Origin of the sequence: Patulibacter sp. NPDC049589 (genome assembly GCF_040675535.1) — a bacterium.
Classification (GTDB): domain Bacteria; phylum Actinomycetota; class Thermoleophilia; order Solirubrobacterales; family Solirubrobacteraceae; genus Patulibacter.
The window spans coordinates 1-12615 of the sequence record NZ_JBFAPC010000019.1 but is presented as its reverse complement, the minus strand read 5'-3'; the positions used below and the strand labels follow the sequence as shown (position 1 = coordinate 12615).

General features: G+C 76.7%; 10 protein-coding genes. 6 read left to right on the top strand and 4 right to left on the bottom strand.

Features of this window, described 5'->3' with window-relative positions:
• Positions 1–25 precede the first annotated feature (25 nt).
• Positions 26–1144, bottom strand: coding sequence for a glycosyltransferase family 4 protein (locus AB0L40_RS05625; protein ID WP_364350461.1), 1119 nt, complete (start codon positions 1142–1144; stop codon positions 26–28).
• Positions 1145–1256: 112 nt separating this feature from the next.
• Complete coding sequence (locus AB0L40_RS05620) at positions 1257–1706, bottom strand: DUF6314 family protein (RefSeq protein WP_364350458.1); 450 nt, start codon at positions 1704–1706, stop codon at positions 1257–1259.
• A gap of 25 nt (positions 1707–1731) precedes the next feature.
• On the opposite strand from AB0L40_RS05620, the gene AB0L40_RS05615 reads away from it, so the two are divergent.
• From AB0L40_RS05615 to AB0L40_RS05590, 6 genes are all read left to right on the top strand, one after another.
• Positions 1732–3429 carry a glycosyltransferase gene (locus tag AB0L40_RS05615; protein ID WP_364350455.1) on the top strand — a complete coding sequence of 566 codons (1698 nt, stop codon included), beginning with the start codon at positions 1732–1734 and terminating at the stop codon, positions 3427–3429.
• A 60-nt stretch (positions 3430–3489) separates the two neighbouring features.
• Positions 3490–4956, top strand: coding sequence for a glycosyltransferase (locus AB0L40_RS05610; RefSeq protein WP_364350452.1), 1467 nt, complete (start codon positions 3490–3492; stop codon positions 4954–4956).
• An 8-nt stretch (positions 4957–4964) separates the two neighbouring features.
• On the top strand, positions 4965–6038 hold the full coding sequence (locus AB0L40_RS05605; RefSeq protein WP_364350449.1) for a glycosyltransferase family 4 protein: 1074 nt from the start codon (positions 4965–4967) through the stop codon (positions 6036–6038).
• A gap of 150 nt (positions 6039–6188) precedes the next feature.
• Positions 6189–6857 (top strand): hypothetical protein, encoded by a 669-nt coding sequence (locus AB0L40_RS05600; RefSeq protein WP_364350446.1) that lies wholly within the window; start codon positions 6189–6191, stop codon positions 6855–6857.
• Positions 6847–9117: an O-antigen ligase family protein gene (locus AB0L40_RS05595; RefSeq protein ID WP_364350443.1), complete on the top strand. Its 2271-nt coding sequence runs from the start codon at positions 6847–6849 to the stop codon at positions 9115–9117. Before AB0L40_RS05600 ends, AB0L40_RS05595 begins: the two co-directional genes overlap by 11 nt.
• A gap of 47 nt (positions 9118–9164) precedes the next feature.
• Positions 9165–10763, top strand: a complete 1599-nt coding sequence (locus AB0L40_RS05590; RefSeq protein WP_364350440.1) for a hypothetical protein — start codon at positions 9165–9167, stop codon at positions 10761–10763.
• Positions 10764–10862: 99 nt separating this feature from the next.
• Here AB0L40_RS05590 and AB0L40_RS05585 read toward each other — a convergent pair whose 3' ends face one another.
• A complete protein-coding gene (locus tag AB0L40_RS05585; RefSeq protein WP_364350437.1) occupies positions 10863–12050 on the bottom strand; it encodes a glycosyltransferase in 1188 nt (395 codons plus the stop codon).
• Positions 12047–12541, bottom strand: coding sequence for a glycosyltransferase (locus AB0L40_RS05580; protein ID WP_364350434.1), 495 nt, complete (start codon positions 12539–12541; stop codon positions 12047–12049). Before AB0L40_RS05580 ends, AB0L40_RS05585 begins: the two co-directional genes overlap by 4 nt.
• Between the last annotated feature and the right edge of the window lie 74 nt (positions 12542–12615).

The window sequence follows — 12615 nt, the reverse complement described above, 5'->3', positions numbered from 1 at the left end:
GACCGACGTCCCGCCCCGGGCCTGCTCAGCCCCCCGCCGCCGCGTAGACGGCCCGCAGGCGGTCGGCGACCACCGCGGGGTCCGTCAGGGCGCGCGCCCGGTCCCGCTGGCGTGCCCCCGCGGCCGCGTCGCCCGCCAGGCGTTGCCAGGCGGCGGCCAGCGCGGCAGCGTCACCGGGCGGCACGCGCGCGTCGTCGGGGACCAGCTCACGCAGCGCACCGACGTCGGAGACCACGACCGGCAGGCCGCGGAGCATCGCCTCGGCGGCGGCCAGCCCGAACGTCTCGTGGGCCAGCGACGGGACGAGCTCCAGCGCCGCGCCCGCCCGCAGCGCGTCGAGGCCCGCGCGGTCCAGCCGCCCGGCGAAGGTCACGTGCGGCAGGTCCGACGCCGCCGCGCGCAGCTCGTCCTCCAGCGGGCCGGAGTTCGCGACCACGAGCGGCCGGCCGGTGATCCGCGCGGCCGCGATCGCCGTCGCAGTGCCCTTCTCCGGCGCCAGACGGCCGACGACGATCGCCGGGCCCTCCGGGTCGGGGACGATCGGCGGGCCGGCGGCCACGGGGTGGGGCAGGACGTGGGTGCGGTCCTCCGGCAGTCCCGCGCCGAGGTCGAGCAGGCGCCGCAGCGCCGCGCCGCTGGGGACGGCGATCGCGTCGGCGCCGGCGATCAGCGGGCGGCGCTGGAGCGCGAGCCCGGCGGCGTAGGCGACGCCCTCCGCGCGGCCGCCGCGGCAGCCGTGCCGCAGGCCGGGGCGGGTGTCGCCGCCGTGGCACTCGCGGCAGTCCTCGCCGTCGCGGACGCACGTGCCGACCGCGCAGACCAGGCGGTAGTTGTGCAGCTGCAGGACGACCCGCGCCCCTTCGGCCCGCGCTGCCCGCAGGGCCCGCGCGCCGAAGGTCGGGTGCACGTTGTGGGCGTGGACGATCCGAGCGCCGGTCCGGCGCACCTCGCGGGCGACCTCGTCCGGATCCAGTCCGCCGCGCAGCAGCCCGACCGCGGCGCGCGCGCCGCCGACCGCGGCCGAGTCGCGCTCCAGGAGCGCCGTCTCCTCCCCCAGCACGTCCTCGGTCAGCGCCCGCAGAGCCGTGATCGCGGCCTCCTCGCCGCCGAGCGTCCGGTAGCGGTGGTGGAGGTGGAGGATCACTGGGGCGCCCCGGCCGTCCGGATCGATGGCCTCGCGGCCTGGCCGGCCGTCCACGACGGTGGCCGCCCGGCGAGCGCGCGCGGCCCGGCCGTCCCCGCCGCCGGGCGCCCGCTCACCGCGTGTACCGGGTGAGGATCGTGTGGTCCTTCGCCGGACCGGTCACGCGCCAGGAGACGACCATCAGGTCCTCGTGCTCGACGCGGACCCAGCCCGAGTAGTGGTCCTCGCCGCAGGGGTGGTCGACCGGGCACGCGCCGCCTCGGAGGTCCAGCGGGTGGAACGGCCGGCCGTCGTCGAAGCGGACCTCCCACGGCGCCGCCGCGCCCGGCCGCGACGGCACGACGGCCATCGTGCGGGTCGCGCTGCCCTCGAAGCTGCCGAGCCGCAGGGTGCCGCGCTCGGTCCACGAGAGGCCGTCGCCGTCCAGGAGGAACGTCGCCGTCCCGATGTACCGCCCGTCCTCGCGGGACCGGGCGTCGTGGACCTGTCGATCGATCTGCCAGACCCCGGGGAGGAACGTCCGGGGGTCGGCCACCGAGACGGTGGGGGCGGGCGCGGGCATCCTCCTGAGCGTACGCTGGCGGGGCGTGGAACGGCTCAGCGTCAGCGTCGCGATCCCCACCACGGGGCGCCCGGACTACCTCGACGTCGCCCTCCGCTCGGTGCTCCCGCAGGCCCGCGCGCTCGGCGCCGAGGTCCTCGTCGTCGACGACGGCCCGTCGGAGGAGACCCGCGCGGTCGCCACCCGGCACGGCATCCGCTGCCTGACGCACCCCCGCCGCCGCGGCCTCAACGCGTCGCGCAACGCCGCGATCGACGCCACCGACGCCGACCTCGTCTGCCTGCTGGACGACGACGTCGCCGTGGACGACGGGTGGCTGCGCGCGCTGGTCGACGCGGCCGCCGCGGACCCGCAGCTCGGCGCGCTCGGCGGCCCGGTCCGCCCCGCACTCGACGGCCGCCCCGACAGCGACGCCGAGCACCGGATGCCCGCGATCTCGCGCCTGGTGCTCGCGCCGGACGAGGACCAGGACACCGACCAGCTTTGGGGCGCGAACCTCGCCGTGCGGCGCACCTGGGTCGACCGGATCGGGCCGTTCGACCCGACCCACACGATGAGCAGCGGCGACGAGGAGGAGTGGCTGCGGCGCCTGATCGCCGCCGGGGGTCGCGTCCGCTACGTCGCCGCCGCGGGCGTCGCGCACCGCCGGATCGCCCCGGACGCGACCACCACCGCGCTCTCCCGCGCCCAGTTCCACCGCGGCGCCGCCACCCGGCAGGCCGACCAGCGCGCCGGCCGCGCGCCCGGGATCGGCGGCGAGTTGCGCACGCTGGCCGCCAACCTCGCCGGCCTGGCCCGCCACCGCGACGCCCCGCACCGCTGGACGACCGCCCACGCCGCCGGCCGCGCGCGCGAGGCGCTGCTCGGTTACGCCCCGCCCCCGCCCCCGGACGGCCCGTGGACCCCGTCGGTCGACGACGCGTTCTCCGGCACGAGCGGCCTCGTCGCCGGCCGGCGCGCGCACCTGCTGCGGGCGCACGACCGCTGGCTGGACCTGCGGAACGCGGCGTCCGGCACCGGCCGCGCGCTCGCCCGCCTGGCGGACGCGGCGCCGCGGCGCCGCGTCCTCGTCGTGATCCCGGCGCGGCCGAGGAACGCGGCGCTGGTCGACGCGCTGCGCTCCCACCTGCGCTCCGACCGCCACGACGTCGACCTGCGCGCGGAGGACCCGGCGGGCCGCCCGCGCTTCGCCGTGATCGAGGAGACCGCCGCGAGCGCGCCCGGCTTCGACTGGCTGCTGATCGTCGACGACGACGTCGCGCTCGGCGGCGGCCGCGTGTCCTGGCTCGACCGGTTCGTCGGGCTCTGCGAGGCGGCGGAGCTCGACCTCGCCCAGCCGGCGCACCGGCGCCACGGCCACGCCGCGTGGCCCGTCACCCGGCGGGTCCCCGGCGCGGTCTGGCGCGAGACGACCTTCGTCGAGATCGGCCCGGTGACCGCGATCGCGCGCCGCGCCGCCGACGTGCTGCTGCCGTTCCCGTCGGGCACGGGGATGGGCTGGGGCCTCGACGCGCACTGGGCCGCCGTCGCCGCGGAGCACGGCTGGCGCCTGGGGATCGTCGACGCGCTGCCCGTCGACCACTCGCACGCCCCCGCGGGCTCGGGGTACGACACGGGCGACGCGCGCGCCGCGGCCGAGGCGCTCCTGGCCGACCGCCCGTGGCTGCCCCGCTGGGAGTTGCGGACGGTCGCCCGGCACGACGACGTGCCGCCGGCTCGCTGAGCCCCGGCCACCAGGCCGTCACCGGTCCGTCGCCCGCGGTCTCGTAGGCTCCCCGGGCACGTGCCCGCTCCCCCGCCCACCCAGACGCCGCGCGATCCCGAGCGCCCGCTGCGGGTCTGCGTCGTCGCGGAGTTCTACCCGCGGGCCGACGATCCGGTCCTCGGCGTGTGGGCGCACCGCCAGGCCGTGGCGGCCCGCGACGCCGGGGCCGACGTCCGCGTCCTGGTCCTGCACCGCCCCGTCCCGCCGCGCGCGACGCGGCCCCGCGACCTGCTGCGGACGCTGCGCCGCATGCGCGCGCAGCCGCGCGAGACGACACTCGACGGCGTCCCGATCACGTACGTCCGCTTCCACAGCCCGCCGCGCGACCGCTCGTACGGCAGCTGGGGCCGCTGGGCCGCCCGGCCGCTGCGCCGCGCGCTGCGGCGCCTGCACCGCGAATGGCCGTTCGACGTCGTCCACGCGCACAACGCCGTCCCGGCGGGCGACGCCGTCCGCCGCGCCTGCGGGACCGGCCGCCTGGCGGCGGTCCCGCTGATCGTCTCCGTCCACGGCGGCGACGTGTACTTCACCGCGCGCCGGTCGTCCGAGGGCGAGCGCGCCGTCCGCGACGCGTTCGGGGCCTCGGCCGTCGTGCTGGCCAACAGCGCCGGCACCGCCGACCGCTGCCACGACCTTGGCGCCGAGCGTACCCGCGTCGTGCGGCTGGGCACCGACCTGCCCGGCCCCGACGAGGTCGACCGCTGGCGTCGCGGGCGCAGCTGGGCCGCGCCGTCCGGCGGCGAGCTGCCCGTCGGCCAGGACCCGGCGCCGCGCCGCGCCCGCGGCCGCTGGGGCCACGGCCCCGTCCTGCGCCCCGTCGCCCTCGAGGTCCCCGAGCCGCTGCTCGTGACCGTCGCGCACGTCGTGCCCCGCAAGCGCCACGAGGACGTCCTGCGCGCGCTCTGGGTGCTCCGCGACCGCCACCCGGGCGTCCGCTACCGCGTGATCGGCGACGGGCCCGAGCGCCCGGCGCTGGCGCGGCTGGCCGCGGAGCTCGGCGTCGACGACCGCATCGAGTGGCGCGGCCAGCTGCCGCACGAGGAGGCGATGGCCTCGGCCCGCGAGGCCGACGTCTTCGTCATGCCCTCGGTGGACGAGGCGTTCGGCGTGGCGTACGTCGAGGCGATGGCGGGCGCGATGCCCGCCGTCGCGGCGATGGGCGAGCCCGGGCCGCAGGAGATCGCGGCCGTCGGCGAGGGGATCGTGCTCGTGCCGCCCGGCGACATCGCCGCGCTCGCCCGCGCGCTGGACGCGCTGCTCAGCGACCCCGCCCGCCGCCGGGCGCTCGGCGTCTCCGCGCGCCGCACCGTCGCCGAGTCGTTCACCTGGGAGCGCTGCGGCCGGCAGACCCTGCGGGCCTACCGCGGCGTCGTCGACGGCGGCCAGTCGGACCTCGCGATCGGGCGTCCCGGGGGCCGCCCGGCGGCGATCTCGCGCGGCGGCTCCGCCCCGGCCCAGCCCCGGTCCGGTTCCAAGGGGGGATGATCGCCCCCGTGGCCTCGCGCTCCGACCGCCCGATCCTGATCGTCACGTCCCGCGTGCCGCCCGAGCGCGTCGGCGCGCTGCGGGCCCTCGCGAAGCTCGCGCCGGTCGAGGTCGCCGTCTTCGAGGGTCGCGACCACCACTTCACGAGGTCGGTCGACGACGCGGGCGTGCCGACCCACCGCGTGGGCCAGAAGGAGATCCTCCGGCTCGCCGGCGCGCGCGACCGCTGGCGGACGGTCATCGCCGGCACGGCGGGCCGGATCGCCCTGCCGTCGGCGTGGCGCGGCGCCCGGATGGCCGGCACGCCGTTCGTGCTCTGGAGCGCGATGTGGCACGAGCCGTCGACGCCCGCGTTCGTCGTCGCCCGGCCGCTGCTGCGCCGGATCGTCCGCGACGCCGACGCGATCGCCACGTACGGCGCGCACGTCTCGGCTCACGTCCGGGCCCTGGGCGGTCGCCGCGTCCACGTCGCGCCGCAGGCCGTCGACCCCGCCGTCTGGGTCGAGCCCGTCGCCACGCCGCGGCCGCCCGACAGCCCGTTCCGCATCACCTACGTCGGCCGCGACGCGCCGGGCAAGGGCCTCGAGATCCTGCTCGTGGCCTGGCGGCAGACGAACCTCTTCGAGGCCGTCGGCGCCGAGCTGACGCTGCTGGGCCCCGAGTCGGCGTCCGACGCCGGGCTGCCGGGCGTCCGCGCCCACGGGGCCGTCGCACCGCACGAGGTCCGCGAGTGGCTGGACCGCAGCGACGTCCTCTGCGTCCCCTCGGAGCGCACCGCGTCGTTCGTCGAGCCGTGGGGCCTCGTCTGCAACGAGGCCCTGCACCGCGGGGTCCCGGTCGTCGCCACCGACGCCGTCGGGGCGGCCGCGGGCGGGCTCGTCCGCGACGGCCGCAACGGCCGCGTCGTCCCCGCGTCGCACCCGCTGGAGCTCGCCCGCGCGCTCACCGGCCTGGCCGTCGACCCCGGCACCGCGCGGGCCCTGGGCGACGCCGGTCGCCGCGACGTGCGACCGTTCACCTTCGACGCATGGGCCGCCGGCATGCTCGCCGCGGTGCAGGACGCCGAGCGGCACGCCCCGTAGGCCGTCCCCCCGGCCGGTGGGCGTTTCCGCCCACCGACGGTCCGACCGCATCCTTTCGGCAACGGGAGGGTTGGTAGCGTTGAAGCCGCTGACCGTGCACGCTCCCGTGTACGGCGTGCCGCCCACCCCGCGCCCCCCATCGGAGCCCTCGTGCGCAACCGCCTCAGCCTGATCCCCCTCCTCCTGACCTTCTTCGCCGTCGCCCTCGGCGCCCCCGCCACGGCGGGCGCGGTCGACCGCGCGATCCTCACGGACTGCAACGACGGCACCCTCGACGGCAGCTACAGCGTCAAGCAGCTCCAGTCCGCCGTGCAGGAGCTGCAGGCCAACACCTCCGAGTACTCCGAGTGCTCCGACGCGATCCAGCAGGCGCTCCAGGACAAGCTCACCAAGAGCACCAGCGGGGGCGGCGGCTCGACGGGCTCGACCGGTGGCTCCGGCGGCGGCGGGTCCTCCACGGGCGGCGGCGCCGCGACGCCCACCGGCCAGGGCGCGGCCACGACGACGCCCTCCGGCGCCGGCACGACCACGCAGACCACGACGACGCCGGACCCCCAGACCGACGCTCGCGGGGCCGACCCGGCCGAGCGCGCCGCCGCGCTGGCCCAGGCCACCGCCGCCGCCGACAAGAAGGCCGGCGACACCGCCGCCAAGCTCCAGGACACCGGCGTCCCCGCCGCCGCCGTCGAGCTCGGCGCCTCCACCGACACCACGCTCCCGACCCCGCTGCTGCTGACGCTCGTCGCCTGCGTGGTCGCCGCCTGCATCGCCGGTGGCGCCACCGGGCTGCAGGCGCTCCGCCGACGCCGTGGCCGCTGAGCCCGCGACCGCGCCGGTCGCCCCGCGCCCCGTCGTCGCCGGCGGTCCGCGCGCGCGCCTGACCGCCGTCGCCCGTGGTGACACGCCGTGGGTGATCCTCGTGGCGGCCCTCCTGGTGTGGGTCGCCACGAAGGCGGAGACGGGCGACAGCCTCTCGGTCACCACGCCGCCGTTGCTGGCGACCGTCGTGCTCTCCGGCCTCGTCGCCGTGGTCAGCGCGCTGCGGGCGCCGCGCGGGTCCCGCTTCTGGGGCGCCGGCACGCTGCTGGCCGCGCTCGCGGTCGTCGTCGTCACCGGGCTCTCGATCACCTGGTCGGTGTCGCCCGACACCTCGTGGTTCGAGACCAACCGGACGTTCTCGTACGTCGCCGTGATGGTCGGCGGCGCCGCCGCCGCCCGGCTGGCGCCCGGCCGCTGGCAGGCCCCGCTGGGCGGCGTGCTGCTCGGCTGCACCGTCGTCTGCGTCCTCGGGCTCGGCTACAAGGTCTTCCCGCAGGACCTGCCGGCGGAGCTCGTGTTCGCCCGCCTGCAGGACCCGATCGGCTACTGGAACGCCGTCGGCGCCCTCGCGGCGTTCGCGCTCGTCCTCTCCCTCTGGCTCGGCACGCGCCGCGACGGCTACCGGCCCCTGAACGCGCTGGCCTACCCGGTCGCCGGGCTGGCCGTCATCACGCTGCTCCTGTCGTACTCGCGCGGTGGCCTGGCCGCCGCGGCCGTCGGGATCGCGTTCTGGCTCGTCCTCTCGCCCCGGCGGCTGCACAGCCTGCTCGTGCTCGCCGTCGGTGTCCTCGGCGGCGGCATCGTCGCGATCTGGGCGTTCGCGAAGGCCGACCTGTCCACCGACAAGGTGGTCCTCGCCGCCCGCGACGCCGCCGGCGTCGAGTTCGGCGTCCTGCTCGCCGTCGCGATCGTCTTCCTGCTCGTCGTCGGGCTGGTCATCGAGTTCGCGACCGTCTTCGCCGGCGTCGGCACCCCCGAGCGCCGCCGCCTCGGCACGACGATCCTCGTGTCCGTCGCGATGATCCCGCTCGCCGGGATCGGCCTCCTGGCCGCCAGCGAGCGCGGGCTCACCGGCAGCATCTCCCACGCCTACTCGCAGATCACCGACCCGCCGGTCGCGCTGCCCGCCGGCGATCCGTCGCGCCTGACCGCCGTCCAGTCGACCCGCTCGAACTACTGGCGCCAGGCCTTCCGCCTCTACGACGCCCAGAAGCTCCGCGGCGTCGGCGCCGGCGGGTTCGCGGCCGTGCAGTCCCGCGCTCGCCGCGACGACGGCGCCGTCGCCCGCCACGCGCACGGCTGGGTCCCCCAGACGATGGCCGACATGGGGTGGCTGGGCATGCTCGTCCAGCTCGGCCTCGCCGTCGCCTGGCTGGCGGCCGCCGCCCGCGCCGTCGGGCTGCGCGGACCGCTGCGCTCCGGCGCCCGGACCCCGGAGCGCGACGGGATCGCCGCCGCGATCGGCGTCGTCGCGGCGTTCGCGGTGACGTCCGTCGCGGACTGGAACTGGTTCGTCCCCTCCGTCACGCTGCCGATGATGCTGCTGGCCGGCTGGGTCGTCGGCCGCGGCGCCGAGGCCGCGTTCGCCGGCGGCGGCCTCGGCCACCGCGGGCGCCTGCGGCTCGCGTCGCCCCGGGTCGGCGCCGCCGTCGCGATCGCCGCCGTCACGATCGTCGGCGCGTTCTCGCTCCTGCAGCCGTGGCGCGCGGACCGCGTCGACGACGACGCGCAGGCGACGCTCGCCGACGCCGCGGGCCAGACGGGCGCACGCCGCACGGAGCTGCTCGCCGAGGCCCGCCGTCAGGCCGCGCACGCCGCGGACCTCGACCCGCTGTCGACGGAGATCCTGCGCACCCAGGCCAGCGAGCGCGTCGCCTCCGGCGACATCGACGGCGCCCGCGCGAAGTTCGAGGACATCGTCGACCGCGAGCCGGCCGCCCCGGGCTCCTACGAGCTGCTGGCGACCTTCGAGCTGCGTACCGCCAAGCGCCCCCGCGCCGCCCTGCGCGCCGCCGGCACCGCCCTGAAGCTCGCGCCGACGCTGCGCACCGCCGGCGAGGTCGCGATCCTCGCCACCCGCCAGCTCGCGGCCAAGGAGCTCGTCCGGCAGCAGGAGAAGGCGGCGAAGAAGGCCGCCGCCGACGCCGAGAAGGCCGCCAAGAGCGGCAAGGCGACGACCACCGACGCGTCGACCACGACGCCCGCACCCGCGACGCCGCCGGCCACCACGCCGGCGCCGCCCACCACCCCCGCGCCGTGACCCCACGACCGCGACTCCCCCGTCCCCGAAGGGTTAGGACTGCACACATGCGCATGCGCCGCCTGCTCCCCCTCACCGCCCTGCTCCTGCTCGGGCTCCCCGCGGTCGCCTCAGCCGACAGCCGCCTCGAGTCGATGTTCCAGGACGACCCGCGGATCCTCAGCAGCGACGCGAAGACCCGCGACAGCACGCTGAACGAGATCAAGGCCCTCGGCGGCCAGCGGATCCGCGTGACCGCGTTCTGGAACCGCATCGCGCCGGACGCCCAGAGCACCACGAAGCCCGCGGGCTTCGACCCCAGCAACCCGAACGCCTACCCGGCGGCGGGGTGGAAGGTCCTCGACGCCGTGGTCCAGGGCGCCGCCAAGCGGGGCCTGAAGATCAACCTCAACCCGAGCGCCCCGGGCCCGAAGTGGGCGATGTCGGGCTTCATCGAGGACCGCCTGGACCCGGTCTCCAACCCGAGCCCCGGCGAGTACGCGTCGTTCGTCGCCGCGCTCGGCCAGCGCTACAGCGGCACGTTCGTCCCGGACGGCGCCACCGCCCCGCTGCCCCGCATCGACTACTGGTCGATCTGGAACGAGCCCAACCAGGGTGCGTGGCTCGCGCCGCAGTGGGTCGGCACCGGCAGCTCCGCGGTCCCCGCGTCGCCGCAGCAGTACCGGTCGCTCGTCGCCGGCGCCTGGGCCGCACTGACGGTCTCGGGTCACGGCGTGGACAAGGACACGATCTTGGTCGGCGACACCGCGCCGAAGGGCCGGCCGACGGTCTCGAGCGTCGCCAGCGCGATGTCCCCGATCACGTTCATCGAGCGCCTCTACTGCCTCGACGACAACCTCCAGATCCTCAAGGGCGCGGACGCCAAGGCGCAGGGCTGCGCCGAGACCCCGGACCCGGCCGCGTTCGTCGCCGCCAACCCGGCGCTGTTCCAGATGACGGGCTACGCCCACCACCCGTACGAGCTGACCTTCCGCCCCGACGTCGTCTCCCCCGACCAGCCGAAGAAGAGCGTCACGACGGCGAACCTCGGCCTGCTGACCGACCAGCTGGACCGCATCATGGCCCGCTACCAGGTCACGCGGAAGCCCATCCCGCTCTACCTGACCGAGTACGGGTACCAGACCAACCCGCCCGACCGGGAGGCGGTCTCGCTCAACGAGCAGGCGGCCTACCTCAACCAGGGCGAGTACATCGCCTGGCGCAACTCCCGCGTGCGGACGCTGTCGCAGTTCCTGCTCGTCGACGACGGCCCGATCCCCGGCACCGCGAAGGCCGACAAGTGGGCCTCGTCGTTCCAGTCCGGCCTGCGCTACGGCCCGGAGTCCGGCAAGGAGGGGAAGGCCAAGCCGTCCCTGGACGCCTACCGCGTCGCGTTCTTCCTGCCGGACCGCACCGTCCCGAAGAGCAAGGCGCTGAAGGTCTGGGCCCACGTCCGCCCCGGCACCGGCGCGAAGACCGTCACGCTGCAGCTGCGCGGCAAGACCGGCGCCTACAAGAACTTCCGCACGCTGAAGACCAACACCTACGGCTTCCTCAACAAGACCGTCCGGGTGCGGGTCAGCAGCCGGGCCGCCCGCCTGGTCTGGAAGGACGGCGGCAAGTCGAACTCCAGCCGCGGCGTGTCCTTCAAGGTCGCGACGAAGTAGCGCGGCCGCGGGTCGTCCGGCCGCACGCCGGGCGACACCGCGCGCGGGCGACGACGAACCGGTGGCGACGGCCGTCGTCGGCGGCCCGTGCCGCCGACGCTACGGCGCCAGGCGCGTGAGCTCGGGCGCCGGCGCACCGCTGACGACCAGCGACTCGTCCAGCGCGCCGAAGCTGCGGCCCGCGACGACGCGCTGCAGGAGCGCCTCGTACTGCGACGTGACGTTGTCCCACGAGTAGGCCTTCGCCCGCTCGCGGGACGCGTCGCGCAGCACCGCGACCCGCGCGGGGTCCAGCAGCAGCGCCTCGAGCTCGCGCGCCAGGGCCGGCGCGCCCTCGGCCCCGGAGAACGTGTGCCCCGCGGTGCCGATCGTCTCGACGTTCGGCGCGTGGTCGTTGACCAGCACCGCGGCGCCGGCGGCCATCGCCTCGAGGATCACCGGGTGCGTGCCGCCGACCTCGGTCGGGACGGCGGTCAGGTACGAGTGCTTCTGGAGCTCCCAGTAGCCGCGCCCGAAGACGTAGCCGGGGAAGATCACCCGCGGGTCCGCGCCCCGGTGGACCGACTGGATGAACTCGTCGGCGTACGGCGCGCCGCCGACGATCACGAGCTTCTTGCCCTTCGTCACCGAGTAGGGGATCCGCGAGAACGCGTCCACGAGCATGTGGGGGTTGTTCTCGGGCTCCAGGCGGCCGACGAAGAGGACGTACTCGCCGGGCGTGAGACCCAGGCGGTCCAGCGTGTCCGTGGTCGTGTACCCGGGGTCCTCGACGCCGTAGGGGATGACTTCGATCCGCTGGCCGTAGCGCTCGTCGAAGATGTCCGCGACGGCGTCGGAGTCCGTCAGCGCGACGTCGGCCCAGCGGGGGGCGTTGCGCTCCGCGAAGCGCAGGTAGGACTTCGCGGCCGCCGGCCACTTCGAGCGGTCGGAGTCCAGGCCGTCGACGTTGATCACCGTCGGCACGCCGGCCCCGCGCGTGATCCGCGTCAGGGGGCTGTTGCCGGCGATGAAGAACAGCGCGACGTCGGGCTTCAGGCGCCGGACCGCGTGCTCCGCCGACAGGTACGTGTGGACGAAGGTGTCGAGGTACTTGTTGCGGATCGTCGGCAGGTGGACGAGCCGGGCGCCGACGTGCTCGTGCAGGTCGCGGTCGACGACGTGTGGCCGGCAGTAGACGACGACCTCGTGGCCGCGCTCCACGAACCGCGCGGCGAGCTGCTCCGCGGCGGTCTCGAAGCCGCTGTAGGCGGCCGGGATGCCGCGGGTGCCGAGGATCGCGATCTTCATGGACGGACGGACGGCGCGGGTTCTGCGGGCTGCTCCGGCGGGGCCGGTGCCCCGTCGGGCCCTCCGGCGGGCCGCCCCTGCTGCGGGGTCCCCTGGCCGGCGGGCGGACCGTTCCTGCGCGCGCGTTCGACGGCGAGGGTATAGGCCTCGACGTGACGGCGGGCCGCGATCGTCCAGCTCCGGTCCCCCGCGACCCGCCGCCCCGCCACCGCGAGCGCGTCCCGGCGACGCGGATCCGCCGTCAGCTCCGCGAGGACGCCGGCCAGCGCCTCGGCGTCGCGCGGCGGGAAGTACGCGGCGGCGTCCTGGCACGTCTCCGTCAGCCCGGGCGAGCGCGCGACGACGACCGGCAGCCCGCGGGCCATCGCCTCCAGGGGTGTCAGGCCGACGCCCTCGTGCAGCGCGGGGTGGACGAGCGCGAGCGCGCCGTCCATCAGCGACAGCAGCGCGTCGCGGTCCGGGGCCTCGAGCCCAATCATCGAACGCGTCATCGCGGCCGAGGCTCTACGCCGCGCCTTCCTCGCACTCGATCCCCCGCTCGCCGAGCAAGCAATTAGCGCCAGCA